Raw genomic sequence first — 25459 nt, 5'->3', positions numbered from 1 at the left:
TCAAGCGGACACTTCTGCCAGCGGAATCTCCGGATCGGCCAACCGCTCCGGATCGACGGGACGCGAAGACGCGACCAATTCCTTGATGGCGTCACCGGCATCCCAGATGTTCACGTTCATGCCGGCGAGCACCTTGTTCGCGGAATCGAGCCAGAATGCCAGGAACTCGCGCTTGTCGACGTCGCCGCGAGTGACGACACGGGAGTAGCCGCCGTGCGGTGCGTGACCTACGTATTCCATTCCGAGGTCGTACTGATCGGTGAAGAAATACGGCATGCGGACGTACTCGGCGGGCCGTCCCAACATGGTCTCTGCGGCCGTCTCGGGTTGGTTGAGTGCGTTTGCCCAGTGCTCCACCCGAATTCGTGCATTCAGAATCGGATGCTGTGCGGCCGCGATGTCACCCACTGCGACCACGTCGGGGTCGCTGCTCTGCAGACCGGCGTCGACGAGAACCCCGTTGTCGACGTCGATACCCGCCTCCGATGCCAACTCGGTGTTCGGCAATGCGCCGACAGCGATCAACACGGCGTCGGCCGGAATCACGGTTCCATCACTCAAAGTGACACCCGAGGCGTGACCGCCGTCGACAGAGATTGCGGTGACGTCCGTGCCGGTGCGTAAGTCCACCCCGTTCTGGCGGTGCAGCGCGGCGAAGACCTCACCCATTTCCGGGCCGAGGGTCGATTCGAGCGGAAGGCCGGCATGTTCGAGCACGGTGACCTCGACGTCGAAACCGCGAGCCGACGCGGCAATTTCGAGGCCGATCCAGCCGGCACCGACCACGACGAGCTTCTTGTCGGCGGCCAGGGTGCGCAGCAGCGCGGCGGCCTGATCGACTGTTCGCACGTAGTGAACACCCTCGGCGTCGGATCCCGGGATGTCGAGGCGCCGCGACCGCGAACCGGTGGCCAAGGCGAGCTTGTCGTAGCTGATCGTGGAACCGTCCGGAAGTGACACGGTGTGCGCAGCGGGGTCGATGGTCGTTGCCGTCGTTCCCGGGCGAAGATCGACATGATGGTCGCGGAACCACTCGCCGTCGTGGACGGTGAATTCGGGGAGTGTCTTCTTGCCGGCGAAGAACTCTTTCGACAGCGGCGGACGCTCGTACGGGAGGTGGTCTTCTTCACTCAATACGGTGATCTCACCGTCGAAATCTCTGTCACGCAGGGCTTCTGCGATCTTTGCGCCCGCGAGCCCGCCGCCGACGATCACGAATCTCCGGTTGGTGCTCATTACTGAACCACTCCTTCGTACTCGTTTCTTTTCGACACTACTGCGATCGGGAGGTGGTTCGGGGGAAAGCGCGGGAAGGATTGCGGGTTCATGATTGTTGGCAGAACGGGAGTATGTCCCCGAACTGATATGACCTGACCGACATGAACTGATAGGGAGTTTCTTCGTGAGCGCAACCTCGAGCAAGACCACGGACACTGCTGACTTCTGGTTCGATCCGCTCTGCCCGTGGTGCTGGATCACCTCACGCTGGATTCTCGAGGCCCAGCAGGTACGCGACATCGAGGCCAAGTTCCACGTGATGAGCCTTGCGGTTCTCAACGAGGGCCGTGACCTTCCCGACGAGTACCGGGAGATGATGGCCAAGGCCTGGGGCCCGGTCCGTGTCGCCATCGCTGCAGCGCAGCTGAAGGGCGACGATATCCTCTTGCCGCTGTACACGGCGATGGGGACGAAGATTCACAACGAGGGAAACAAGGACTTCGCCGACGTCATCAAGTCGTCCCTTGCCGAGGTCGGCCTGCCACCTGAACTGGCCGAGGCCGCCGACACCGACAAGTACGACGAGGCTCTGCGCGAGAGCCACCACAAGGGCATGGACGCCGTCGGACCCGACGTCGGAACCCCGACGATCCATGTCAACGGTGTGGCGTTCTTCGGCCCCGTGCTCTCACGCATCCCGCGCGGCGAGGACGCAGGCAAGGTGTGGGACGGCGCAGTCGCGCTGGCCGGCTACCCCCATTTCTTCGAGCTCAAGCGGACCCGCAACGAGGATCCTCAGTTCGACTGAGCGGCAGTGAGCGCCGGATTTCGGTAGAGCTGACCCGGCCGGAAGAACAGATGCCCTGAGTGCGTGCGGTTGCGAAGCGCAGCCGCACGCCAGGTCAGCACCGGATGCGACGACAAGATGTTGACGAACCACGGGAAGAACCCGGATTCGAGTGTCGCCCGATCGGCCAGTTCGTCGAACCCGACCAGACCCACCAGATACTTTCCCGCGCCGAGGACGCCCATCGCGCCCGGTGCGCCCTGAGGGCGCATGTGAAAGCCGAAGTTGTCCGCCGTGTACTCCATGGAACGCGACAGCGAAGATCCGATCACCGGAATGTAGTTCGACGCGAACTGTCCCCACTGGCGCCAGTACGACGCATGCCCGGCAGCGATGTGGCCGACCTCGTGGCCGATGATGAATGCGAGCGCATCGGGCTCGCGTGCCTGCCCACCGACTTCGAACAGGTCGCTGTAGACGACGACGAAACGGCGAAATCCGTGCCCCGACGCAAACGCGTTGATCCGTCCGTTCCCCAGCACGACGTAGGCATCCGGCGGAGTTTTCATGCCGAACCGTGCCGCAGCCTCGGCAACCAGCTGATACCCCTCCGGAAACTGTGAAGGCGTCATCTTGATTCCGTTGACCTGTTGCGATCCGTACAGCTGACCTCGCGCGAGGAACAGCAGGATCGGAGCCGCGAGCACCACGAGGATCCACGTCGACAGATCACCCGCAGCGATCAGAACGATCGCCACCACATAAGTGACGACCGTCGTCAGCACCGCGAGCACGAGTAGCGGGATTTCCCACGGGTGGCGAACGGCGTCACTGCCCGGTGACACACGAACGGCGGGTGCAGCGGCCTGGCCGTTGACGGGGTACATGGGCACCACGATAGGTGTGCTCGCGCGGTGATGCGTGTTCCTGAAAGTGTGACGTCGACCCGGGTGCGCCCGGCTGGTCGGGCCTGAGAGAATTGTCGCCATGCGCGTATACCTGGGTGCCGACCATGCCGGATTCGAACGTAAGAACGAGATCATCGAACACCTGAAAGCGAACGGCCACGAGGCCATCGACTGTGGTGCTCACGAGTACGACGCCGTGGACGACTACCCGGCTTTCTGCATCGAAGCCGCAAAGCGCGTCGTCGCCGACGAGGGCAGCCTGGGAATCGTCCTGGGTGGCAGTGGCAACGGCGAGCAGATCGCAGCGAACAAGGTTCCCGGCGCACGGTGCGCCCTCGCTTGGAGCGTCGAAACGGCGAAGCTGGCACGTGAGCACAACAACGCTCAGCTGATCGGCATCGGCGGACGTATGCATTCCCTCGAGGAATCGCTTGCCATCGTCGACGCTTTCCTCGCCACCGCATGGTCGGGTGAAGAGCGCCACCAGCGTCGTATCGACATCCTGTCCGAGTACGAGAAGACCGGCGTCGCACCGGCTCTGCCGCAAGCCTGATCCGAAAGTTGTTCCGTGCCTGAAGGTCATACCCTGCACCGGCTGGCACGGTTGCATGCCCACAAGTTCGTCGGTTCACCGGTCCGCGTCCTCAGTCCGCAAGGCAGATTCGCCGAGGACGCGCGCCTGGTGGACGGACACGTACTCACGTCCTCGGATGCCTGGGGAAAGCACCTCTGGCACACGTACGACAACGGTCTGACAGTTCACGTACACCTCGGGTTGTACGGAAAGTTCACCGACGCCACCCTGCCGATGGAAGAACCGGTAGGCCAGGTCCGGATGCGAATGGTCGGTGCCGACTTCGGCACCGACCTTCGTGGTCCCACCGCCTGCGAAGTCCTGCTACCTCCTCAGGTCGCCGCGATCGAGGCCAGACTCGGGCCGGACCCACTGCGCCGCGACGCGGATCCAGAGAAGGCCTGGTTGCGAATCTCCAAGTCCAAGACGGCAATCGGCGCCCTGCTGATGGACCAGGCGGTCCTGGCGGGTGTCGGCAACGTCTATCGCGCCGAACTTCTCTTTCGTCACGGAATCAACCCTGAACGACCGGGGAAACTCGTCTCTCACGGCGAGTGGACCGCCATGTGGGCAGACCTAGTCGAATTGATGAAAGTCGGCGTCAGACGGGGGAAGATGCACGTCGTTCGCGCCGAGCACGACAACGGAGATCCGGCGTACGCGAAGGATCGTCCGCGTACCTATGTCTACAGAAGAGCAGGATCGCCGTGCCGCGTGTGCGGCACACCGATCCTGCATTCCGTCATGAAGGCACGAAACCTGTTCTGGTGCCCGGTGTGTCAGTCGGCTTAGAAGTCGAAGCCGCCGAAGTCCCCGCTGCCCCCGAAATCCATTCCGCCTCCGTCGCCACCAGACCAGTCGCTTCCGCCGTCAGCGGTGTAGTCCGTGTTGTCGATACTTCCTTGGTCGGCGCCGGGATCACCGGCGTCCATACCCTGATCTCCCGAGTCACCGGAGCCTGTGTCGGCGCCGGGATCGCCACCCTGGGCGAAAGCCTCTGCGCCGTAAGGAACCCCGGCCATGCCGGAGAACATGGTCGAGAACAGCATCATCGAACCCAGACCCCAGGCGCCGGCGACGAGTGCAGGCTTCCACCAGGGTTCGGAGTACCAGCCGGCCGGGACCGGGCGTCCGGCGACTCGGCCACCGGGGTAGTAGTTGGGTGTGTGCGACGACGGATTGGGTGATGCGGCGACCTTGCGGCCCTCGAATTCGACCTCACGGTCTTCGGTGACCGAACCGGCAGCCTTCTGTCCGTCGATGGAAGGAACTTCCGGTCCCGGATCCATGCCCATCGCCACCCGTGCCGCGCGGATGTAGTAAAGCCCTTCCAGTGCAGTCTGTTTCGCGAGACGTGCTTGGACCGGCGTTGCGGCCTGATCGATCTGCGAGCCTGCGGCGTTGTACCGTTCGGCCGCGTCGGCGAGGGCTTGGCGCGACGCGTCGTCACTGCCGGTCAGGTTGTAGACCTGACCGCCGAGGCGTTCGATCGACTGCCGGGCATCGGCTTTCGCATCGTCGAGTTGTGTTGCGCTGTGGCCGGAACCGCGTTGCTGGCTTTTCATGACCAGGAATACGACTACGGCCAGAACGACGAGTATGAGAAGAATCGTGGTCACGTGGCCTCCCGAGCAGAATCGATCCGGACAACTCCAGGATACGTACCGCAGGGGAGTGGTCTGAGTGGACAAAGTCGGAATACAAAAAATCCGCACCGGCTGGGCCGATGCGGATCTTTTGTGGAGTTTCCCTCCTGATGGAGGGGATGACGGGAATCGAACCCGCGTGATCAGTTTGGAAGACTGAGGCTCTACCATTGAGCTACATCCCCGTGCATACGACAACTCGGGATCGCCGTGTTCGTCGTCTGCGATACGAAACTGTACCCAATGCCCCACCGGATTTCATAATCGGGGGGTCGGAGAAGTTCGAGACCGTCGTTCACCTGGGGAATTGGCGAATTGCTCGGCGAGTCGGGGTGTCTCGGCCGCAGGCGCGACTTCTGATTCCGGCTCTGAATGGCAGTTGAGGCAAGGCTGTATGTGGCTCCCGTATGTGGCTGCCGTCGGATGACATACTGACGGGGTCGACAGCCGGGCCGTGTACAAATGGCGGTCGGGTTCGTGAGAGAGTAGTGAGCGCGATAGGGTTGTGCGCGGTCACCGATGGTGGCTGCCTTTGTGGCCCGCTGTCTTAGCGGCCTCGGATGGCCGTATCGTGTGTTTCATGTGATCGGAAACGGGATGTAGCGCAGCTTGGTAGCGCATCCGCTTTGGGAGCGGAGGGTCGCAGGTTCAAATCCTGTCATCCCGACAAGTACGTACATGGCACTTCACCTCCAGTAAGTCCGGGAGTGAAGTGCCGCGCCAGACAGCAGTACCGAACACACAGCAGTACCGATTCAACACAAGTTGTGAGCAAGACCAGACGAAGGAGCGAAGTTTCGTGAAGAGCACCGTCGAGCAGCTCAGCCCGACGCGAGTCCGTATCAACGTTGAGGTGCCCTTCGCGGAACTCAAGTCTGATTTCGACAAGGCCTACAAGGCCCTCGCGCAGCAGATTCGTCTCCCCGGCTTCCGTCCCGGCAAGGCTCCGGCCCGCCTCCTCGAAGCGCGTGTCGGTCGCGGCGCTGTGCTCGAGCAGGTCGTCAACGACGCTCTGCCGTCGCGTTACTCCGAGGCTGTCACCAGCGCCGGCGTGAAGGCCATCGGCCAGCCCGAGATCGAGGTCACCAAGATCGAAGACGGCGAGCTCCTCGAGTTCACCGCCGAGGTCGACGTGCGCCCGGAGATCGAGCTCCCTGACTTCAGCTCCATCAACGTCGAGGTCGATCCGATCGAGATCACCGACGAAGCCATCGAAGAGCAGCTGCTTTCGCTGCGTCAGCGTTTCGGCACCCTCACCGGCGTCGACCGCGCAGTCGAGGACGGCGACTTCGTCTCCATCGATCTGTCGGCCACCGTCGACGGCGAGAACGTTGCCGAGGCAACCGCGAGCGGACTGTCGCACGAGGTCGGTTCGGGCCAGCTCATCGAGGGCCTCGACGAAGCCATCATCGGCCTCAAGGCGGGGGAGTCCAAGGACTTCACGTCGACGCTGGTCGCCGGCGAGTACGCAGGCAAGGAAGCTGTTGTCACCGTGACCGTGCAGACGGTCAAGGAGCGCGAGCTTCCGGCTGAGGACGACGAGTTCGCTCAGCTCGCCAGCGAGTTCGACACCCTGGAAGAACTGAAGGCTGACCTCCGTGAGCGCGTCGCACGCGTCCGCAAGGTCGAGCAGGCCGGTCAGATCCGCGACAAGGTTCTCGAGCAGCTGCTCGAGACCGTCGAGGTTCCGTTGCCGGAGGCTGTCGTCAAGGCTGAGGTCGACGCTGCACTGCACGACGCCGTTCACGGTCTCGATCACGACGAAGAGGCACTGAACAAGCTCCTCGAAGAGCAGGGCAGCAGCCGCGAAGAGTTCGACAAGGATGCACAGGAAGCCGCTGAGCGCTCCGTCAAGACGCAGCTCTTGCTCGACTCGATTGCCGATGCGGGCAACGTCACCGTCGGTCAGGACGAGCTCACCGAGCGCATCCTGTTCCAGGCGCAGCGTTACGGCATGGCTCCTGAGCAGTTCATCCAGCAGATCCAGCAGGCCAACCAGCTCGGCGCCGTCTTCGCAGACGTCCGTCGTGGCAAGGCTCTCGCGTCCGTCGTCGAGTCGGCCGGTGTCAAGGACACCTCCGGCGCAGTTGTCGACACCGCAGAGCTGTTCGGCAGCAGTGAGGCCGAAACCGAAGCGGACGAGTCTGATTCCGCCGAGAGCGAAGACAAGTAAAAACGCAGGCGGACGGGTGTTTTCACCACGATCGACTGCACTGAGTTTTCCGCTTTGAGCGAAGTAGGGCGGCACCGGGACTCCGGTGCCCCCCTACTTCGTTACTGTCTGTGTCAGTAGAAGTGTTTCGCATAGACGATCCACCGCACAAGTAGATCCACATAGAAGGCAGGTACCGTGACTTCCAATCACCTGGAGACTTTGCAGAGTCCCGCCATGACTTCAGCGACCGCTGGGTTGAACCTCAGCGACTCGGTGTACGAGCGCTTGCTGCGAGAGCGCATCATTTTCCTCGGTACCCAGGTCGACGACGACATCGCCAACAAGCTGTGCGCACAGATCCTGCTGCTCTCGGCCGAGGACCCGACGCGAGACATCTCGCTCTACATCAACTCGCCCGGTGGATCCGTGACCGCAGGTATGGCGATCTTCGACACGATGCAGTTCGCCGAGTGCGACATCGCCACCTTCGGCATGGGCCTTGCGGCGTCGATGGGTCAGTTCCTGCTCTCGGCAGGCACCAAGGGCAAGCGCTACGCGCTGCCTCACGCCCGCATCATGATGCACCAGCCGTCCGCCGGCATCGGTGGTTCCGCCAGTGACATCGCGATCATGGCCGAGCAGTTCAAGCACACCAAGCGCGAAATGGCCGAGCTGATTGCTCAGCACACCGGCCAGACGGTCGAGCAGATCACCGCGGACTCCGATCGTGACCGTTGGTTCACGGCGAAGGAAGCTCTCGAGTACGGCTTCGTCGACCACGTCGTCTCCCGTGCGAATCAGGCCGGCGGCACCGGCAACTGAGCCGGTTCGCCCATCCTTTCGCTGCCCAATTCATACTTTGGAGAACTGATGACCAATCTTTTCGGAGCTAACTCGCTGGGCGGCCAGGCGCCGTCGGGCCCCCAATCGCGTTACATCCTGCCCCAGTTCACGGAGCAGACCAGCTACGGCGTCAAGACGTCCGACCCGTACAACAAGCTGTTCGAGGAGCGCATCATCTTCCTCGGCTCGCAGGTCGACGACGTGTCCGCCAACGACCTCATGGCGCAGTTGCTGGTTCTCGAATCGCAGGATCCGGACCGCGACATCACGATGTACATCAACTCGCCCGGTGGTTCTTTCACCGCGCTGATGGCGATCTACGACACGATGCAGTACGTCCGTGCCGACATTTCCACCGTCTGCCTCGGTCAGGCTGCTTCGGCAGCTGCCGTGCTTCTGGCCGGCGGTACGCCGGGCAAGCGCTTCGCGCTCCCCAACTCGCGCATTCTGATCCACCAGCCGGCTACGGGCGGCATCCAGGGTCAGGTTTCCGATCTGGAGATCCAGGCTGCGGAGATCGAGCGTATGCGTCGGCTCATGGAGAGCACGCTGTCGCTGCACACGGGTAAGGATCCGGAGACCATCCGCGTCGACACCGATCGCGACAAGATCCTCACGGCCGAGCAGGCCAAGGAGTACGGCATCATCGACGACGTGCTGGCTTACCGGAAGCTCAGCGCACAGAAGTAGTCGATTTCCGCCTCGTGTCGAGGACCTGTATCCCGATTCCCGACACGAGGCGGACACGTCGAGAAGTGCCTGGTGGAGCGCTTGCCAGGCTGAAATCTCGACTCTTTTCTTTTTTATCCGCAGGCGAAACGCCGAGAACAGGTCGACCCCGTTCGGGATCTGCGGGTACCGTCACTTCACGGGCTGGTTCTCGACCGGCGTTCTGCGATTGTTCGACCAGATTTGTTCGATCAGTTTGTCTGATCTGACAACTACCGAAGTACTGCGGAGCGTCTCGACCGATCGAGTGGCGGCGAGTGCACGTACATGATGGAAAGTAGGGACCTCACGAGATGGCACGCATCGGCGACGGCGGGGATCTGCTCAAGTGCTCTTTCTGCGGTAAGAGTCAGAAGCAGGTCAAAAAGCTCATTGCAGGACCCGGGGTGTACATCTGCGACGAGTGCATCGACCTCTGCAACGAGATCATCGAAGAGGAATTGGCCGAATCGAGCGAGGTCAAGCTCGACGAGCTTCCCAAGCCTGCGGAGATCCGAGAATTCCTCGAGAACTACGTCATCGGTCAGGACTCCGCCAAGCGGACGTTGGCCGTGGCCGTCTACAACCACTACAAGCGCATTCAGGCCGGCGACAAGGGCCGTGATGCGCGGGGTGAGACGGTTGAGCTCGCGAAATCCAACATCTTGATGCTCGGCCCCACCGGCTGCGGCAAGACGTATCTCGCTCAGACTCTCGCGAAGATGCTCAACGTCCCGTTCGCCATCGCTGACGCGACGGCGTTGACCGAGGCCGGTTACGTCGGTGAGGACGTCGAGAACATTCTGCTCAAACTGATTCAGGCTGCCGACTACGACGTCAAGCGCGCCGAGACCGGAATCATCTACATCGACGAGGTCGACAAGATCGCCCGTAAGAGCGAGAACCCGTCGATCACGCGTGACGTCTCCGGCGAAGGCGTTCAGCAGGCGTTGCTGAAGATCCTCGAAGGTACGCAGGCGAGCGTCCCGCCGCAGGGTGGCCGTAAGCATCCGCACCAGGAATTCATTCAGATCGACACCACGAACGTGCTGTTCATCGTCGCGGGCGCTTTCGCAGGTCTCGAGCGGATCGTCTCCGATCGTGTCGGCAAGCGCGGTATCGGTTTCGGCGCCGAGGTTCGGTCGAAGGCCGAACTGGATACGGTCGATCGTTTCGCCGAGGTCATGCCGGAGGATTTGATCAAGTTCGGTCTGATTCCCGAGTTCATCGGCCGTTTGCCGATGATCGCGTCGGTGACCAACCTCGACAAGGAATCGCTCGTTCAGATCTTGTCGGAGCCCAAGAACGCTCTCGTCAAGCAGTACCGTCGCCTGTTCGACATGGACGGCGTCGAACTCGAGTTCACCGAAGAAGCGCTCGACGCTATCGCCGATCAGGCGATCTTGCGTGGAACCGGCGCTCGTGGCCTGCGCGCCATCATGGAAGAGGTTCTTCTTCCCGTGATGTACGACATTCCCAGCCGTGACGACGTCGAAAAGGTGGTCGTCACCGCGGAGACCGTCAACGACAACGTACTTCCGACCATCGTTCCGCGTAAGCCGGAACGTGGCGAGCGTCGCGACAAGACGGCGTAGAACTTCAAAACGACTGTGGCCCGGTATCTCTCGCGAGATGCCGGGCCACAGTCGTTCGCGCAACACAGTGGTTCGTGTAACACAGTGGTTCGTGCAGGGTGTCTGTGGGGTGGTCGGCTAGATCGGGTTGCCGAGCTCCTTGAGGGGGGTGCGGAACGTCTCCTTGGCGGTGAACGCCGAGATCGCGCAGATGACGCAGGCCACCGAAGTCAGAATGGCAACGGGCATCCAGTGTGTCTTGTCGCCGCCCATGAGGGCGTTGCCGATGGCGGGGGCAAAGCCTGCGAGGGCGAAGCCGACCTGGGTGCCGATCGCAATGCCCGAGTAGCGGACCTTGGTGTTGAACATCTCGGAGTAGAACGACGGCCAGATGGCATTCGGGGCAGCGTAGAAGACGGACATCAATCCGATTGCGGCGAGGAAGATCAGGGGAACGTTGCCGCTGGCGATTGCGCCGAAGTACACGTAGATGAACACCGCGCTACCGAGGGCGCCACCGATGAACAACGGCCTGCGACCGATCCGGTCGGAGAGCATCGCCCAGGCGGGCTGACTGAGCAGGGCTACGGCGTTGGCTGCGATGGCAACCCAGAGCATGGTCGACTTCGGAATCCCCACTTCTTCGGTGGTGGCGAAAGCGAGACCGAAGACGGAGAAGATGGTCGAGACGACGGCGATGAAAGCGCAGCAGATCACGCGAATCAGATTTGCGCTGTGGGTGCGAAGAAGATCGGCAACAGGCAATTTGGCGACGGTCTTGGATTCCTGCTGCTCGGTGAACTCTTCGGGCTCTTCGAGCTTGAGACGCATGATGTATGCCGCGACCAGAACGATCAGGCTGCCCCAGAACGGGATTCGCCAACCCCACGTGTAAAGGATGTCGTCGGGGAGCGCGGCGATGGGCAGGAATACGAGGCTGGCGAGGATGAAGCCGGCCTGGGTGCCGTTGAGGGTCCAACTGCAGAAGAACGCGCGTCGGCCTTCGGGGGCGTGTTCGAGCGTCAGTGAGCTGGCACCGCTCTGTTCACCGGCAGCGGAGATGCCCTGGGCGATTCTCATCAGGACGAGAAGGATCGGTGCAAGAACTCCGATCGAATCGGCGCTGGGAATACATCCGATGAGGAAGGTGGCTGCGCCCATCAGAATGAGCGTGAGCAGCATGATCTTCTTGCGGCCGACGCGGTCACCGAAATGGCCGAGGACTACAGCGCCGAGGGGACGCGCGACGTACGCGACACCGAAGGTGGCCAGCGAAAGCAGAGCCGCATGTCCGCTGTCCGGGAAGAACACCGTGGGGAAGATGAGCGCAGCGGCGGAGGCGTAGATGTAGAAGTCGTAGTACTCGAGCATGCTGCCGAGAAACGACGATGTTGCGGCGCGCTTGACCTTGGTCGTATCCGGCCTTGCCAAGGACCCCGCCTCGGGCCCGGACGGTGTAACCGTGCTAGCTGACATGCTCATCTCCTGGGTGGAAGCGTCGTGGAGGCTCTACATCCGCCGATTGTGTTCGTATAAAGAACGTCTGTGCGGAGAGCGATACAAGGAATGTAACCGACGCCACAGCAACTACACAAGATTATTAACCAAATAGTTCATAAAAATCTACTGGCGGTCACGCCGCTCGTCGAAACCGCAGTTCAGGGAGTTAGGAGGCCGGCTGTGCTGCGGCCGCCACCAACTGCTCCACCTGTTCCTCGGTGATCCCGAGGCCGAAGGTGGCGAGTTTTCCGAGCGGCATCGAGCCTGCGAGTGCCATCATCTCGGGGCTGACCGCCTGTGCACCGTCGCCCGCTGCGGCAGCCATGGCGGCGCCGAGAACTGCGCTGCCGACGGGATGGGCGAGCCATTCGCCGATGGTCGACATGGCGTCGAGCGTGCCGACGCCGACGTTCCCGGCCAGGGTGATCGTGTCGGTGGTTGCGATGTCCCGAGACGAGAAGCCGACGCGGATCTCGTAGTCGCCAGGTTCGATCGCCCAGTCCTGCGCCGCGACGGACCAATAGGCAAATGCCCTGGTGTCGAGCGTGATGGTCACAGTCGCGGATTCGTCGGGGTCGAGGTGGACCTTGGCGAAGCCTTTCAATTCCTGCGCGGGTCGATCGATGCTTGCCGAGGCGTCGTGGACGTAGACCTGAACGACGGTGCTGCCCGATCGGTCGCCGCTGTTGCGCACGGTGACGGTCACTTCGGCGGAGTTCTCACCGGCCTCGACGGAGGTATCGGTGATGTCGAAGGTGGTGTAGCTCAGCCCGAACCCGAACGGGTACGCCACTTCGCGCAGTGCGGAGTCGTAGTAGCGGTATCCCACGTACAGGCCTTCGCCGTAGCGGACGTGCTGCTGTGATCCCGGGAAATGCAGATACGACGGATTGTCTTGGAGGCGATGCGGAATGGTCTCCGTCAGGCGGCCGGACGGATTCGTGATGCCGAACAGAAGATCGGCAATCGCCGAGCCGCCCGCCTGGCCGAGTAGCCAGCCCTCGAGGATTGCGGCGGCATGATCCTTCCAAGGCTCGATCGCAACCACACCGCCGTTGGCGAGCACGACGACCGTGTTCGGGTTCGCGCCGTGGACCGCTTTCAGCAGGGCGATCTGGTCAGCCGGCAGTTCGATGTCGGTTCGGTCGAATCCTTCGGATTCCGTGGCGGACGGTAGTCCGAGGAACAGCACCGCGACGTCGGCGCGGCGTGCGGCGTCGACAGCCTCGGTGACCATGTCGTCGTCCGGAGTGCCGTCGAAGGTGAAGCCCGGTGCGAAAGTGACGCGGTCGGCGCCTTCGAGGTCGAGGATCGCGTCCAAGGCATTGTCGAGCTTGGTCGGGACCACCTGTGAACTGCCGGCTCCCTGGTACCGCGGGCTGCACGCGAATTCGCCGATCACCGCGACGGTTTGCCCGCCGGGGGTCAGCGGCAGCAGTTCTCCGTCGTTGGCCAGCAAGACAGCGGACTCCGCTGCAGCGGTCCGTGCCAGTTCGTGGTGACGCTCGACGTCGTACGTGTGGCCCTCGGTGCGCGCGGCGGCGGTGCGTGCCACCAGCGTCGCCAGGCGCTCGGCGGCAGTGGTGAGCACTGATTCGTCCAGGTCGCCGCCGCGCACGGCGTCGACGATCTGGGTATCGGTTCCGGTCGGCGGCATTTCCAGGTCGAGGCCCGCGGCGAGTGCCGCCACGCGGTCGTTGACCGCTCCCCAGTCCGAAACGACGAGGCCGTCGAAGCCCCACTGTTCGCGGAGTACCTCGGTGAGCAGCCAATGGTTCTGGCTCGAGTACACACCGTTGATCTTGTTGTACGAGCACATGACCGTCGTCGGGGCCGCGGTCTTGACGGCGTATTCGAAGCCGGCCAGATAGATCTCGCGCAGTGTCCGTTCGTCGACGTCGGCACTGACTCTCATCCGGTCGTGTTCTTGGTTGTTGGCAGCGAAGTGCTTGAGCGAGGTTCCGACGCCGCGAGACTGGATGCCGGTGATCAGGGCTGCCGCGACGCGGCCGGAGAGGAATGGGTCCTCGGAGACGTATTCGAAGTTCCTGCCACACAAGGGTGATCGTTTGATGTTGATGCCTGGGCCGAGGAGGACCGAGACCTGTTCGGCTTTGGCCTCGTCGCCCAGAGCCTCACCGACCTGGCGGATGAGGTCGAGGTTCCACGACGAGCCCAACCCGACCGCCGGTGGGAAACATGTCGCTGGAATGCTGTGGCCGAGTCCGAGTGCGTCGCCGCCCTCGGGTTGTTTCCGGACTCCGTGCGGACCGTCGGTCAGGAGTATCGATTCGATTCCGGGAACGGACTGGCTGTGCCAGAAATCCGAGCCCGACGTCAACGACGCCTTCTCCTCGAGTGAAAGCCCGTCTACGTAATTCTCGGTCACGTCATTCCTCCCGGTGGCAGCTGTGAGTTCCACTCACCACCGTAGGGGGATTTTTCGGACTTCGGGGTGGGTCAGGACGGCGCCTTCGAGGTCAAGAACGCAACAACCATGTCGCCGAGCATTGTTCGAAGATGCTCACGATGCGTCGAGTCGGTCAGATCGCGGTCGAAGAGCGCTTTGAAGGTGTAACGATTGGCGATACGAAAGACGCAGTAACTGCTGATCAACATGTGAATATCGAGAGCATCTACGTCGGAGCGGAATGCTCCCGACTGCTGTCCGTCGTGGAGGATCTGCGAGACCAGGTCGGCGGCGGGGGCGCCGAGACCGCTGAGTAGCTCGGATTTCTCGATGTGCTCACCGCGGAGCATGTTCTCGTTGGCTACCAGCCGAATGAAGTTCGGGTGTTGTTCGTGGTGGTCGAAGGTGAGTTCGGCCAAGGCGCGGACTGCTGCCGTGGGTTTCAATCCCTCGAGGTCGAGTTCACGTTCCTGCGCACGAATGACGCTGTACGCGTGTTCGAGGACGGACTTGTACAGCCCTTCCTTGTCGGTGAAGTAGTAGTAGATCATGCGCTTGGTGGTGTGAGTCTTGGTTGCGATCTCGTCCACTCGGGCGCCGGCAAAGCCTTTGTCGGCAAACTCCTCGGTGGCGACGGCGATGATGTTCACCCTGGTCAGATCGCTGTTTCGGCGTCGTTTCTCCGGCTTCGACACCACGGAGTTCACTGACTGCTCGGAAACCATGTGCTCACTCTATCTGTCAGCGGTTTGTCGACTTTGCTTGTCGAGTCCGCGTCGGGGGAGTAACGTCCAGTGAACTAACTCACTAGTTCGTACATTAGTTTCGAGCGTCAACCCCGAGGTGCCCCTGATGACTTCATCTCTACCGGTCCTGGTCCTCAACGGGCCCAACTTGAATTTGTTGGGCCAGCGCCAACCGGAGTTCTACGGGAGAGACACGCTGGACGACGTAGTTTCCCGCTGTGTAGCGGCGGCCGAGAAGTTCGGGGCGATGGTCGAGGCAAGGCAGTCGAACCACGAGGGCCAACTGATCGATTGGATCCACGAGGCCAGGGGAAACGTTGCGGGCATCGTCATCAATCCCGGTGGGTACTCGCATACCTCCGTTGCGTTGCGTGACGCTCTGGTCACACTCGATGCCCCCGTCGTGGAGGTGCACATCAGCAACATCCACAGTCGCGAAGAATTCCGTCACCACTCGTATGTCTCCGGCATCGCCGACGCCGTCATCTGTGGATTGGGAATCGACGGATACAGCGCCGCAGTCGAATTCGTCTGCATCCGAGAAGGGAAGAACTGATGAGCGATTCGATGCTCTGCGGTCTGATCGGCACCGGAATCGGAGCCTCTTTGACTCCGATCATGCACGAGGAAGAAGGGCGCAGGCAGGGTCTTCCGTACGTCTACCGCATCCTCGATCTCGACGTGATGGGCATGGCGCCGTCGGACATCGGTGAACTTCTCACCTATGCACGACGTTTCGGGTTCCGCGGCCTCAACATCACTCACCCGTGCAAGCAGTTGGTGATCGAGCACCTCGACGAGCTCTCGCCCGATGCGAGCCGGCTCGGCGCGGTGAACACGGTCCTCTTCGACTCCGGCAAGGCGATCGGACACAACACCGATTGGTCGGGCTTCGGCCGAAATTTCGACGACGGACTTCCCGGAGCACAGCTCGATCGTGTCGTGCAGCTCGGTGCCGGCGGAGCCGGTGCGGCGGTTGCCTATGCCGCGCTCACCCGTGGCGTCGGGACACTGACGTTGGTCGATTCGAGCCTGCCTCGCGCGCAGGAACTTGCACAAACCTTCGCGCAGCAGTTTCCGGCGCAGGTTGTCGAGGCGCGGCATACGAGCGACCTCGCCGAAGTGCTCGGCAAGGCAAACGGATTGATCCACGCGACGCCGATGGGAATGGCGGCTCATCCCGGAATGGCGTTCTCGCCAGATCTGCTTCGCCCTGATCTGTGGGTGGCCGAAATCGTCTACCGTCCACTCGAAACCGAACTGTTGCGTCAGGCAAGGTTGATCGGAGCCCCGACGCTCAGCGGAGGCGGAATGACTGTCTTCCAGGCCGTCGACGCGTTCCGGATCTTCACGGGCATCGAGCCCGACAGTAAGCGCATGCTCGCGCACATGACGGAACTTGTACACGGCGAACAGACTGCGGCAGCGCTGTGAGTGCCCCGGTCCGGACGTCGATCGCGACGGTATCGCTCAGTGGCACTCTCGAGGAGAAGCTCGACGCCATCGCTGCTGCCGGCTTCGACGGCTTCGAGGTGTTCGAGCCGGATTTTGTTGCTTCGCCGTGGTCCCCGAAGGAATTACGAACGAGGGCTGCGGATCTGGGCTTGACCCTCGATCTGTATCAGCCGTTCCGTGACTTCGACACGGTGGACGAGGCCCAATTTGCTCGGAATCTTGTTCGAGTGCAACGCAAATTCGAGCTCATGGATCAACTGGGGTGCGAGACGCTCCTGGTGTGCTCCTCGCCCCTGCCGACCGCAAGTCACGATGACGGTCAGTTGACAGAGCAATTCGGAGCTCTCGCCGAACTGGCGTCCGAGCACGGCAAGAAGGTTGCCTATGAGGCGCTCGCGTGGGGTGCCCACGTCAACACGTACGGCCATGCGTGGCAGATCGTCGAGGGCGTCGACCATCCTTCGCTCGGTACCTGTCTGGACAGCTTTCACATCCTCTCGCGCGGTGACGATCCCGCCGGAATTCGCGAGATTCCCGGCGAGAAGATCTTCTTCCTCCAGTTGGCGGACGCTCCGTTCTTGGCGATGGACATCCTCCAGTGGAGCCGGCATCACCGAAACTTCCCGGGGCAGGGCAGCTTCGATCTCAATGCGTTCGCTCAGCATGTCTACGCCACCGGTTACGACGGACCGTGGTCGCTCGAGATCTTCAACGACGTATTCCGCCGCGCCGACACCCAGCGGACGGCAATCGACGCTCATCGGTCGCTCCTGCATCTGGAAGAACAGGTCGCCGCCGCGAACCCTGCCGCCGGTGGACCCACGCTGTTCACCGCCCCGGAGCGCACACCGCTCGAAGGAATCGTGTCTCTGCGAATCGCGGCGGGTCCGGCGAAACAGGACCAGGTGCACTCGATGCTCTCCCGCGTCGGTTTTCATCTTGTCGGACGGCACCACGATCACGATTTGCAGTTGTGGCGGCACGGACCGCTCACCGTTGCCGTGGATGCGACTGCGGGCACGGTGTGGACGGCGCCCGGGCTGCCTGCGGATCTACCGGTTCTCACTCAGATCGGCATCCGGGCAACCGAACCCGAGGTGTGGGGAGAGCGCGCTCTGGCTCTCGAAGTGCCGGCGACGCGCGTGCAGTTGCCGGGGTCGAGCGACGAGAACTCCGAGGTACCGGACGTCGTACGCCTGAAGGTCACCGATGCGACATCGATCGACCTTCGTGGCCCCGGCAGCGCTGCAGCGTGGGAATCGGCATTCGAGATCTACCCGCTGCCCGCCGAGCGCAATCGTGAACAGGGCGCAGTGTTCACCGGGATCGACCACGTGGCACTGGCGGTTCCGGCCGAGAGCTGGGACGGCATCATGCTGCTCCTACGGTCCGTGTTCGAGATGCAACCACACGAGGGGCAGGACGTCACCGATTCTGTCGGCCTCATGCGAAGCCAGGCGCTCACGCTCGTTCAAGGCGGTGACGGACATACCCTGCGCATCTCGCTGAACATGGTGGAGGGAAGTCGAAGTGGGCTGCCGACGGTCCGTCGCGGCGGCGTCAGCCACGTCGCCTTCGCGTGTGAGAACATCTTCGGTGCCGCTGCGTCCATGCAGGACTGGGGATTTGCTCCGCTACCCATTTCCCCGAACTACTACGACGATCTGGACGCGCGTTTCGGACTGAATCCGGAACTGCTCGACCGGATGCGCAGCACCGGAATTCTTTACGACGCGGACGCTCACGGCGAGTTCTTCCACCTGTTCACCCCGACCGTCGGGGGAGACCTGTTCTTCGAGGTCGTGCAGCGGGTGGGTGGATACGAGGGCTACGGGGAAGTCAACTCCGCTGTGCGACTGTCGGCTCAGTTGCGTGCGAGTTCGACGTGACCTCGACTCGGTGCGGGTGCGAGTAGACGTTCATCGAATCGCCGCGGATGAAACCGGCGAGAGTCAGCCCGGACTCCTGCGCTAGTTCCACGGCCAGCGACGACGGCGCGGAGACAGCACCGAGGATCGGAATGCCGGCCATGACGGCCTTCTGGACGAGTTCGAACGACGCCCGCCCGCTGACGATCAAGATCGTGTCGTAGAGGGGCACTCGGCCGTCGGTGATGGCCCAACCGATCACCTTGTCGACGGCGTTGTGACGGCCGACATCCTCGCGCAGTGCCAGGAGTTCGCCGGTGGCGGTGAACAATCCGGCCGCGTGCAGGCCACCGGTGCGCTCGAAGATCCGTTGGCTCTCCCGCAGTGTGACCGGCATGGCCGACAGGATGGTCGAGGTGACGGAAGTCGTGTCACCGACCAGCGGATGTCGCGTCGTGGTTCGGACGGCGTCGAGCGAGGTCTTGCCGCACACTCCGCACGCGGAACTGACGACGGTGTTGCGGTCGGTGGTGTGGTCGGGCAACGGCACTCCGGGAGCGAGAGCGATGTCGAGGACGTTGTACGTGTTCGCACCGGATTCGTCGACGCCGTCGCAGTAGCGGACGACGCTCACGTCGTCGCGGGTGGCGATGACACCTTCGCTGAGAAGGAATCCGTGCACGAGATCGACGTCGTTGCCGGGGGTCCGCATCGTCACTGCCAGCACCTGACCGCCAACTCTCATTTCGAGTGGTTCCTCGACGGCCAGCGTGTCGGGGCGCGTGACGACCCGATCACCCGAGATTCGAACGACCGGTGTTCGTGCGGTGACTCGTCCCATCTCAGGCGCCCGATGCTTCGAGTCGAACGGTGACGGCCTTCGACACCGGCGTGTTCGACTTGGCTGCAACGTGTTCGAGGGGAACGAGCGGATTTGTCTCGGGGTAGTACGCCGCAGCATTGCCGCGCGGGGTGTCGTAGGAGACGATGCGGAATTCCGTGACCCGACGCTCTTCGAGTGTGCCGTCGGGTGTTGTCCACTCGGACACGATGTCGACGAGATCGCCGTCACGGAATCCGAGCGCGGTGATGTCTTCGGCGTTGACGAGGATGACTTTGCGTCCGCCCTTGATGCCGCGGTATCTGTCGTCGAGGCCGTAGATCGTGGTGTTGTACTGGTCGTGGCTGCGCATCGTCTGCAGAATCAGGCGCCCACTCGGAGTGGGTATCCAGTGCAGGTCGTTCACGCCGAAATTGGCTTTGCCGGTGTGCGTGCGGAACTCACGCGAGTCACGCGGCGGGTGGGGGAGTTGGAATCCGTCTGGCTCTCGAACGCGGGAGTTGTAGTCTTCGCAGCCTGGCACTACCCGTGAGATGGAATCGCGGATCAGGTCGTAGTTGCCCTCGAAGGCCGACCAGCGGACGGAGTGATCGTTGCCGAGTAGTTCGCGGGCGAGTTGGCAGATGATGGCGACTTCGCTACGCAGGTAGGGGCTGACCGGTGTGAGGCGTCCGCGCGACAGGTGCACCATGGACATCGAATCCTCCACGGAGACAAGCTGCTTTCCGCCGGCTTGGACGTCGAGGTCGGTGCGTCCGAGGGTGGGGAGGATGATCGCGGTCTGCCCGTGGACCACGTGACTGCGGTTCAGCTTGGTGGACACCTGCACGGTGAGTTCACATTGACGCAACGCTGTTTCGGTCGCTGCGGTGTCCGGGCTTGCCTGGATGAAGTTGCCGCCCATCGCCATGAAGAAGCTTGCCTTGCCTGCGTTCATGGCGCGGATCGCGTCGACGGTGTCCCATCCGTGCTTGCGGGGACTCGAGATCGAGAACTCGGTGTCGAGCGCGGCCAGGAACTCTTCCGGCATCTTTTCCCAGATGCCCATCGTGCGGTCACCCTGGACATTGGAGTGTCCTCGCACCGGACAGACCCCGGCACCGGGTTTGCCCATCATTCCACGCATGAGCAGCAGGTTGACTGCTTCTTCGATGGTGGCGACTCCGTGTGTGTGCTGAGTGATCCCCATGGCCCAGCAGGTGACGGTTCGCTCGGATCGGGCAAGTGCGGCAGCCGTTTCCTCGAGCTGTGCCATCGACAGACCCGTTGCCTCGAGTACCGTCTCGAGATCGACCGCGCGGATGTGCTTCTCGTATTCGTCCCAACCGGCGCAGTACCGGTCGACGAAAGCGCGGTCGACGACCGTCCCGGGAGCGCGATCTTCCTGCTCGAGCAGCAGCTTCCCCAGGCCTTGGAACAGCGCCATGTCGCCGCCCAGCCGGATCTGCAGGAACTCGTCCGCGATGTCGACTCCGTGCCCGATCACGCCGGACACCTTCTGTGGATCCTTGAACCTGCGCAATCCCGCCTCGGGCAGAGGATTGATGGCAATGATCTTGGCGCCGTTGCTCTTTGCCTTCTCCAGCGTCGAGAGCATTCGAGGGTGGTTGGTGCCGGGGTTCTGTCCGGCGATGAGGATGAGATCGGCGTTCTCGAGGTCGGGAACCGTCACCGAGCCTTTGCCGATGCCGATGGATTCGGTCAGTGCGCTTCCGGACGACTCGTGACACATGTTGGAACAGTCGGGCATGTTGTTGGTGCCGTAGCTGCGAATCATCAACTGGTAGAGAAACGCGGCTTCGTTGGACGTGCGACCGGAGGTGTAGAACACCGCTTCGTCCGGCGATGCGAGGCCGTTCAGATGTTCGGCGATCAGTGCGTACGCGCCGTCCCAGTCGATCGGCCGGTAATGGGTTGCTCCCGGCGTCAGGACCATCGGGTGCGTCAGTCGCCCCTGCTGTCCGAGCCAGTAGTCGGTCTTGCCTTCGAGATCGGCGATCGAGTGCTCCGCGAAGAATTCGGGTGTGACGGTGCGAAGCGTTGCTTCCTCGGCAACAGCCTTCGCTCCGTTCTCGCAGAATTCGGCGGGCTTGCGATGTCCGGGAGTCTCCGGCCACGCACACCCCGGGCAGTCGAAGCCGTGGCGCTGGTTGAGTCTGGTGAGCGTTCGGGCGGTCCGCAAGGCTCCCATCTGCTCGATTCCTCGTTGCAGCGACACCAGAACGGCCGGAACTCCGGCGGCGTAGTCCTTGGGGTGCGTGACTTCGAGATCCGATTCGTCGATGTCCTTCGAGGGGCCCTGGCGCGTCATGTCTCCATAGTGGCCCGAACGGCGCGGTACTGCCATCGAATGGGCCGGTCGAACTAGCCGGAATGAAGCTTTCATCGGCTAGCCTTACCTACCGAACCAGCAGACTTTAAGGGGTAGGAACATGGATCGAACGGACGCAGGTCGGCTGACCCGGCGCGGATTTCTGATCGGCACGTCGGGAGCGTTGCTGGCATTCGCCGCAGCCTGCTCCAGTTCGAACGACGAGGACACACCTCCCAGCGGTGACTCTGCGGAATCGATCACGCACAAGTTCGGGGCTACGGAGTTGCCCAAGGATCCGCAGCGGATCGTCAGTGTCGGATACAACGATCAAGATGCGATCCTGGCGCTCGGTGGGACCTTGGTCGGAACCTTCGACTGGTACGGCGATTACCCCTACGGAGTGTGGCCCTGGGCGCAGCCGCTGCTGAACGGGGCGACTCCCGAGATCATCGGAACCGCGGGCACCACCATTCAGATGGAGAAGGTCGCTGCCACGACACCCGACCTGATTGTCGGCACCTACTCCGGGCTCACTCAGGCGCAATACGACAAACTCAGTGCCATTGCGCCGACGGTGGCGCAGCCCAAGGAGTTCGCGGATTACGGAATCCCCTGGCAGAACCAGACGACCATCATCGGCGAAGCGTTGGGGCAGCAGGGTAAGGCCACCGAGCTGATCGCCGGCGTCGACCAGAAGTTCGCCGACGTGAAGACGGCCAATCCGGCGTTTGCCGGCAAGACCGTTCTGGTCGGCGCGTTGAAGGGGCCGGGGCAGTTCGGGGTCTACGGACCGGAAGACCCGAAGGTGCGGTTCTTCACCGAACTCGGATTCGTGAATCCGCCTGTCACCGATCAGATCACGGGTAACTTCGCCGAGATCAGCACCGAGCAACTCTCGCTCGCGGACGTCGACGTACTCGTCTGGTACGCCGGTGGCGGCTACGGCGACAAGCTTCGCGCGGAGCTGGACAAGACCCCGATCTACCAGGAACTAGACGTCGTGAAGGACGGCCGTGCGATCATTCTGGAAGACGCTGCTGCCGAAGCCATGACGTGGAGCACCGTACTGAGCTTGCCGTACGCGCTCGAACAGATTCCGCCACGGATTGCGGGCTTGCTTGTCTGATCGGTTCAAGGACAGCGCTGTTCAAAGTCCAGGGATTCGGACAGTCGGCGGTACTCTCGCCTCATGGGTGTACACGTACGGCCGGCTGTCCGATCCGATATTCCGGCACTGTCGGCAGTGTTGGCCGAGGCGTTCGAAGATGATCCCTTGATGGCGTGGATGTTGCCGGACGAGGCCACCAGGGCTGATCGCCTGACGAAACTGTTTGCCGCAGAAGCTCGTTACCACCACCTCGCCGGGGGCGGCGTCGAGGTGGCCACCGACGACAACGGCCTGATCGGCGGGGCAACTCTGTGGGATCCGCCGGGGCGGTGGAAGCAGTCGTGGATTTCCGGGCTCGTGAGCCTGCCCGCAATGGTGCGTGTCTTCGGCAGGGGGCTACGACACGCGGCCGAGGTCAGCTCCGTTCTCGAAGGAGCACACCCGAATTCGCCGCACTGGTATCTCGCGACCGTCGGGACCTGCAGCGCGGCGCGCGGTGGGGGATACGGCAAAGCGCTGCTGAACTCTCGGTTGGAGCGTTGTGACCGTGAACATGTCGACGCTTACCTCGAGAGCAGCAAGGAATCGAACATCCCGTACTACAACCGCTTCGGTTTCGAAGTGACCCGTGACATCGTCATGCCAGGCGGCGGGCCGACGATCTACGCAATGATGCGTCAACCGCGGGGCGCGTGATACGAACTAGTGGTGACCCAGATTCCCGAGCTCCACGCAGGCACACCGTTCGACGAACTCGACGACTACATCGCTCTGGCCAGGTTGTCCGGCCTGGTGTTGTCACCTGACGGCTCGCTGCTGATCTGCGCGCGCGCCGTTCTCGACGACAAGAGCGCCGAATACGTGTCCTCGTTGTGGGAGATCGACCCGGAAGGCCGGCGTCCTGCGCGTCGGTTGACCTGGGGTTCGACCAGCGAGTCCGGTGCTGCCTTCGCGTTCGACGGCGACGTGCTCTTCACTGCCACGCGAGCCGTGCCGGGCGAGAGTGATCCGCAACCAGCACTCTGGCGCCTACCAGCGGCGGGCGGAGAAGCTCAGCTGCTGATCTCGCGTCCCGGTGGTGTCTCGTCGGTATCAGCGGCGAAGGCGGCGCCGACGTTCGTGGCCCAGACGTCGGTCATGGCTTCGGCGATCAGCCTCGACCAGGACGATCAGGTGCGATCGGCGCGCAAGGACAAGAAAGTCACGGCGATGCTGCACACCGGTTATCCGGTGCGCCACTGGGACCGCGACCTGGGCCCCGATCATCCGCATCTGGTTGTGGCCGAGACGGATTCGAAGGAATCCGTCGAGTTGCGGGACATCACACCGACGGCAGGCGCAGCGCTGCGGGAGACGTCGACCACGATTTCCGACGACGGTCTCTTTGTCGTGACCACGTGGACTGTCGGCGATGCGAGTGCCGCCCGCCGATCGACGTTGGTTCGGATCGACACGGTGACCGGTGACCGAGTCACGCTTGTCGACGAGGCCGACGCGGACGTCTACAACCCGGTGCTCTCGCCGGACGGAACCAAGCTCGCGTTCATCCGGGAGACACTCACCACACCGGAGTCCGCACCACGAATGACTCTGCAGCTCTACGACTTCGGATCCGGTGCCGTGACCGGCGTCGCCGACGGCTGGGATCGCTGGCCTACCTCACTTGCCTGGCTACCCGACGGATCCGGGCTGGTCGTCACCGCTGACGACGGCGGCCGCGGTCCGATCTTCACCATCGACCTGTGGGGCCAACCAGTGCGCCTGACAGCCGACGACGCGGCGTACACCGACGTTCGAGTGGCGCCGGACGGTGAGTCGATCTACGCGTTGCGAGCCTCGTACGAAGCGCCCCCGCACGTGGTGCGGGTCGATCTGCGATCAGGTGAGATCACCGCACTTCGTGGGCCCGACACTTTGCCGGAGCTGCCGGGAACACTGACCGAGATCACCGCGCGTGCCGAGGACGGTTCGACGGTGCGTAGCTGGTTGGCGCTGCCGACGGGCGCCGCGCCGCATGCACCGGTGCCATTGCTTCTCTGGGTCCACGGCGGCCCACTCGGTTCGTGGAACACCTGGTCCTGGCGGTGGAATCCGTGGCTGCTCGTCGCCAAGGGCTATGCAGTACTGCTACCAGATCCCGCGCTCTCGACCGGATACGGCCAGGACTTCGTCCAGCGGGGGTGGGGTCAGTGGGGCAAGGCGCCCTTCACCGATCTGATGGCGATCACCGATGCTGCTGTCGCCCAGCCCGAGATCGACCCCAAGCGAACCGGCGCGATGGGTGGTTCGTTCGGTGGTTACATGGCCAACTGGATTGCCGGACATACCAACCGTTTCGACGCCATCGTCACCCACGCGAGTCTGTGGGCACTCGATCAATTCGGCCCGACGACGGACGCTGCCTGGTACTGGCAGCGCGAGATGTCGCCTGAGATGGCCGTCGAGAATTCGCCGCATCTGTACGTCGCGGACATCACGACTCCGATGCTGGTCATCCATGGCGACAAGGACTACCGGGTTCCGATCGGTGAGGGCTTGCGACTCTGGTACGAACTGCTTGCCGAGTCAGGTCTGCCCGCCGACGACGACGGGAAGACGGACCATCGCTTCCTCTACTTCCCCGACGAGAATCATTGGGTGCTCAAGCCGCAGCACACCAAGATCTGGTACGAGGTGGTCACCGCGTTCCTCTCCGAGCACGTTCTCGGCGAAGATGTCGCGCTACCGGAGATTCTGGGCTGAACCCGCTCGTGCCTCGTTCGGATGAAACACCGAACGAGGCACGAGCGTCTTCGCGTGGATCC

At 62.7% G+C, this 25459-nt stretch carries 21 protein-coding genes and 2 tRNA genes; 14 read left to right on the top strand and 9 right to left on the bottom strand.

The genetic code is table 11. The features are described from left to right. Positions 1-1236, bottom strand: a complete 1236-nt coding sequence (locus tag AC1Q61_RS08575) for an NAD(P)/FAD-dependent oxidoreductase (protein ID WP_042923846.1) — start codon at positions 1234-1236, stop codon at positions 1-3. Between the two features lie 166 nt (positions 1237-1402). On the opposite strand from AC1Q61_RS08575, the gene AC1Q61_RS08570 reads away from it, so the two are divergent. Next, entirely contained in the window at positions 1403-2026 is a 624-nt protein-coding gene (locus AC1Q61_RS08570; protein ID WP_042923843.1) for a mycothiol-dependent nitroreductase Rv2466c family protein, read from the top strand. Here the strand turns inward: AC1Q61_RS08570 and AC1Q61_RS08565 are convergent. Continuing rightward, positions 2014-2892, bottom strand: a complete 879-nt coding sequence (locus tag AC1Q61_RS08565; RefSeq protein ID WP_042923839.1) for a M48 family metallopeptidase — start codon at positions 2890-2892, stop codon at positions 2014-2016. The two genes, AC1Q61_RS08570 and AC1Q61_RS08565, sit on opposite strands and share 13 nt — an antisense overlap. Positions 2893-2992: 100 nt before the next feature. Here AC1Q61_RS08565 and AC1Q61_RS08560 point away from each other — a divergent pair, with 100 nt between their 5' ends. Both AC1Q61_RS08560 and AC1Q61_RS08555 read left to right on the top strand, forming a co-directional pair. Next, positions 2993-3466, top strand: a complete 474-nt coding sequence (locus tag AC1Q61_RS08560; RefSeq protein ID WP_003944571.1) for a ribose-5-phosphate isomerase — start codon at positions 2993-2995, stop codon at positions 3464-3466. Between the two features lie 15 nt (positions 3467-3481). Then, a complete protein-coding gene (locus AC1Q61_RS08555) occupies positions 3482-4279 on the top strand; it encodes an Fpg/Nei family DNA glycosylase (RefSeq protein WP_042923837.1) in 798 nt (265 codons plus the stop codon). Here AC1Q61_RS08555 and AC1Q61_RS08550 read toward each other — a convergent pair. Further along, complete coding sequence (locus AC1Q61_RS08550) at positions 4276-5052, bottom strand: hypothetical protein (protein WP_051649670.1); 777 nt, start codon at positions 5050-5052, stop codon at positions 4276-4278. The two genes, AC1Q61_RS08555 and AC1Q61_RS08550, sit on opposite strands and share 4 nt — an antisense overlap. A 192-nt stretch (positions 5053-5244) precedes the next feature. Then, a tRNA-Gly gene (locus AC1Q61_RS08545) sits at positions 5245-5318 on the bottom strand. Positions 5319-5726: 408 nt separating this feature from the next. Between AC1Q61_RS08545 and AC1Q61_RS08540 the strand changes: the two genes are divergently transcribed. The 5 genes from AC1Q61_RS08540 (at position 5727) to clpX (ending at position 10434) form a co-directional block, all read left to right on the top strand. Next, a tRNA-Pro gene (locus AC1Q61_RS08540) sits at positions 5727-5800 on the top strand. A gap of 132 nt (positions 5801-5932) precedes the next feature. After that, positions 5933-7306, top strand: a complete 1374-nt coding sequence (gene tig / locus AC1Q61_RS08535) for a trigger factor (RefSeq protein ID WP_007730958.1) — start codon at positions 5933-5935, stop codon at positions 7304-7306. A gap of 216 nt (positions 7307-7522) precedes the next feature. After that, positions 7523-8110 (top strand): ATP-dependent Clp protease proteolytic subunit, encoded by a 588-nt coding sequence (locus AC1Q61_RS08530; protein ID WP_007730960.1) that lies wholly within the window; start codon positions 7523-7525, stop codon positions 8108-8110. Positions 8111-8158: 48 nt separating this feature from the next. Beyond that, a complete protein-coding gene (locus tag AC1Q61_RS08525; RefSeq protein WP_003944539.1) occupies positions 8159-8821 on the top strand; it encodes an ATP-dependent Clp protease proteolytic subunit in 663 nt (220 codons plus the stop codon). Positions 8822-9153: 332 nt separating this feature from the next. Next, positions 9154-10434, top strand: a complete 1281-nt coding sequence (gene clpX / locus AC1Q61_RS08520; RefSeq protein ID WP_003944582.1) for an ATP-dependent Clp protease ATP-binding subunit ClpX — start codon at positions 9154-9156, stop codon at positions 10432-10434. A 117-nt stretch (positions 10435-10551) separates the two neighbouring features. On the opposite strand, the gene AC1Q61_RS08515 is transcribed toward clpX, so the two are convergent. From AC1Q61_RS08515 to AC1Q61_RS08505, 3 genes are all read right to left on the bottom strand, one after another. Continuing rightward, positions 10552-11889, bottom strand: coding sequence for an MFS transporter (locus AC1Q61_RS08515; protein ID WP_003944496.1), 1338 nt, complete (start codon positions 11887-11889; stop codon positions 10552-10554). A 190-nt stretch (positions 11890-12079) separates the two neighbouring features. After that, positions 12080-14302, bottom strand: coding sequence for a glycoside hydrolase family 3 C-terminal domain-containing protein (locus tag AC1Q61_RS08510; RefSeq protein ID WP_218748098.1), 2223 nt, complete (start codon positions 14300-14302; stop codon positions 12080-12082). A gap of 71 nt (positions 14303-14373) precedes the next feature. Beyond that, complete coding sequence (locus tag AC1Q61_RS08505) at positions 14374-15048, bottom strand: TetR/AcrR family transcriptional regulator (protein WP_007730968.1); 675 nt, start codon at positions 15046-15048, stop codon at positions 14374-14376. Between the two features lie 127 nt (positions 15049-15175). Between AC1Q61_RS08505 and aroQ the strand changes: the two genes are divergently transcribed. The 3 genes from aroQ to AC1Q61_RS08490 are packed head-to-tail and all read left to right on the top strand — an operon-like array spanning position 15176 to position 18413. Further along, a complete protein-coding gene (gene aroQ / locus AC1Q61_RS08500) occupies positions 15176-15625 on the top strand; it encodes a type II 3-dehydroquinate dehydratase (RefSeq protein ID WP_065352687.1) in 450 nt (149 codons plus the stop codon). Beyond that, entirely contained in the window at positions 15625-16503 is an 879-nt protein-coding gene (locus AC1Q61_RS08495; protein ID WP_054187687.1) for a shikimate dehydrogenase, read from the top strand. Before aroQ ends, AC1Q61_RS08495 begins: the two co-directional genes overlap by 1 nt. Continuing rightward, positions 16500-18413 (top strand): sugar phosphate isomerase/epimerase and 4-hydroxyphenylpyruvate domain-containing protein, encoded by a 1914-nt coding sequence (locus tag AC1Q61_RS08490; protein ID WP_030536642.1) that lies wholly within the window; start codon positions 16500-16502, stop codon positions 18411-18413. The genes AC1Q61_RS08495 and AC1Q61_RS08490 overlap by 4 nt, the downstream gene beginning before the upstream one ends. On the opposite strand, the gene fdhD is transcribed toward AC1Q61_RS08490, so the two are convergent. Both fdhD and AC1Q61_RS08480 read right to left on the bottom strand, forming a co-directional pair. After that, on the bottom strand, positions 18364-19233 hold the full coding sequence (fdhD, locus tag AC1Q61_RS08485) for a formate dehydrogenase accessory sulfurtransferase FdhD (RefSeq protein WP_003944453.1): 870 nt from the start codon (positions 19231-19233) through the stop codon (positions 18364-18366). The genes AC1Q61_RS08490 and fdhD overlap by 50 nt on opposite strands. A gap of 1 nt (position 19234) precedes the next feature. Then, positions 19235-21544, bottom strand: coding sequence for an FdhF/YdeP family oxidoreductase (locus AC1Q61_RS08480; RefSeq protein ID WP_007730975.1), 2310 nt, complete (start codon positions 21542-21544; stop codon positions 19235-19237). Between the two features lie 121 nt (positions 21545-21665). On the opposite strand from AC1Q61_RS08480, the gene AC1Q61_RS08475 reads away from it, so the two are divergent. From AC1Q61_RS08475 to AC1Q61_RS08465, 3 genes are all read left to right on the top strand, one after another. Next, positions 21666-22673, top strand: coding sequence for an iron-siderophore ABC transporter substrate-binding protein (locus tag AC1Q61_RS08475; protein WP_030536639.1), 1008 nt, complete (start codon positions 21666-21668; stop codon positions 22671-22673). Positions 22674-22736: 63 nt separating this feature from the next. After that, a complete protein-coding gene (locus AC1Q61_RS08470; RefSeq protein ID WP_492650881.1) occupies positions 22737-23351 on the top strand; it encodes a GNAT family N-acetyltransferase in 615 nt (204 codons plus the stop codon). A gap of 12 nt (positions 23352-23363) precedes the next feature. Next, positions 23364-25397, top strand: a complete 2034-nt coding sequence (locus tag AC1Q61_RS08465; RefSeq protein ID WP_492650880.1) for a S9 family peptidase — start codon at positions 23364-23366, stop codon at positions 25395-25397. The last annotated feature ends 62 nt before the right edge of the window (positions 25398-25459 follow it).

The sequence above is a fragment of the Rhodococcus sp. MPR-R1B genome (assembly GCF_058793255.1).
Note: the sequence above shows the minus strand (reverse complement) of the source record. Positions and strands in the feature narration are given on the sequence as shown.

Bases quoted from the DNA above. Each gene is read 5' to 3' on its own strand.
- AC1Q61_RS08575 (WP_042923846.1), bottom strand. From the start codon at position 1,236: ATGAGCACCAACCGGAGATTCGTGATCGTCGGCGGCGGGCTCGCGGGC.
- AC1Q61_RS08565 (WP_042923839.1), bottom strand. From the start codon at position 2,892: ATGTACCCCGTCAACGGCCAGGCCGCTGCACCCGCCGTTCGTGTGTCA.
- AC1Q61_RS08560 (WP_003944571.1), top strand. From the start codon at position 2,993: ATGCGCGTATACCTGGGTGCCGACCATGCCGGATTCGAACGTAAGAAC.
- AC1Q61_RS08550 (WP_051649670.1), bottom strand. From the start codon at position 5,052: ATGAAAAGCCAGCAACGCGGTTCCGGCCACAGCGCAACACAACTCGAC.
- AC1Q61_RS08530 (WP_007730960.1), top strand. From the start codon at position 7,523: ATGACTTCAGCGACCGCTGGGTTGAACCTCAGCGACTCGGTGTACGAG.
- AC1Q61_RS08525 (WP_003944539.1), top strand. From the start codon at position 8,159: ATGACCAATCTTTTCGGAGCTAACTCGCTGGGCGGCCAGGCGCCGTCG.
- clpX (WP_003944582.1), top strand. From the start codon at position 9,154: ATGGCACGCATCGGCGACGGCGGGGATCTGCTCAAGTGCTCTTTCTGC.
- AC1Q61_RS08515 (WP_003944496.1), bottom strand. From the start codon at position 11,889: ATGTCAGCTAGCACGGTTACACCGTCCGGGCCCGAGGCGGGGTCCTTG.
- AC1Q61_RS08505 (WP_007730968.1), bottom strand. From the start codon at position 15,048: ATGGTTTCCGAGCAGTCAGTGAACTCCGTGGTGTCGAAGCCGGAGAAA.
- aroQ (WP_065352687.1), top strand. From the start codon at position 15,176: ATGACTTCATCTCTACCGGTCCTGGTCCTCAACGGGCCCAACTTGAAT.
- AC1Q61_RS08495 (WP_054187687.1), top strand. From the start codon at position 15,625: ATGAGCGATTCGATGCTCTGCGGTCTGATCGGCACCGGAATCGGAGCC.
- fdhD (WP_003944453.1), bottom strand. From the start codon at position 19,233: ATGGGACGAGTCACCGCACGAACACCGGTCGTTCGAATCTCGGGTGAT.
- AC1Q61_RS08480 (WP_007730975.1), bottom strand. From the start codon at position 21,544: ATGACGCGCCAGGGCCCCTCGAAGGACATCGACGAATCGGATCTCGAA.
- AC1Q61_RS08475 (WP_030536639.1), top strand. From the start codon at position 21,666: ATGGATCGAACGGACGCAGGTCGGCTGACCCGGCGCGGATTTCTGATC.
- AC1Q61_RS08470 (WP_492650881.1), top strand. From the start codon at position 22,737: ATGGGTGTACACGTACGGCCGGCTGTCCGATCCGATATTCCGGCACTG.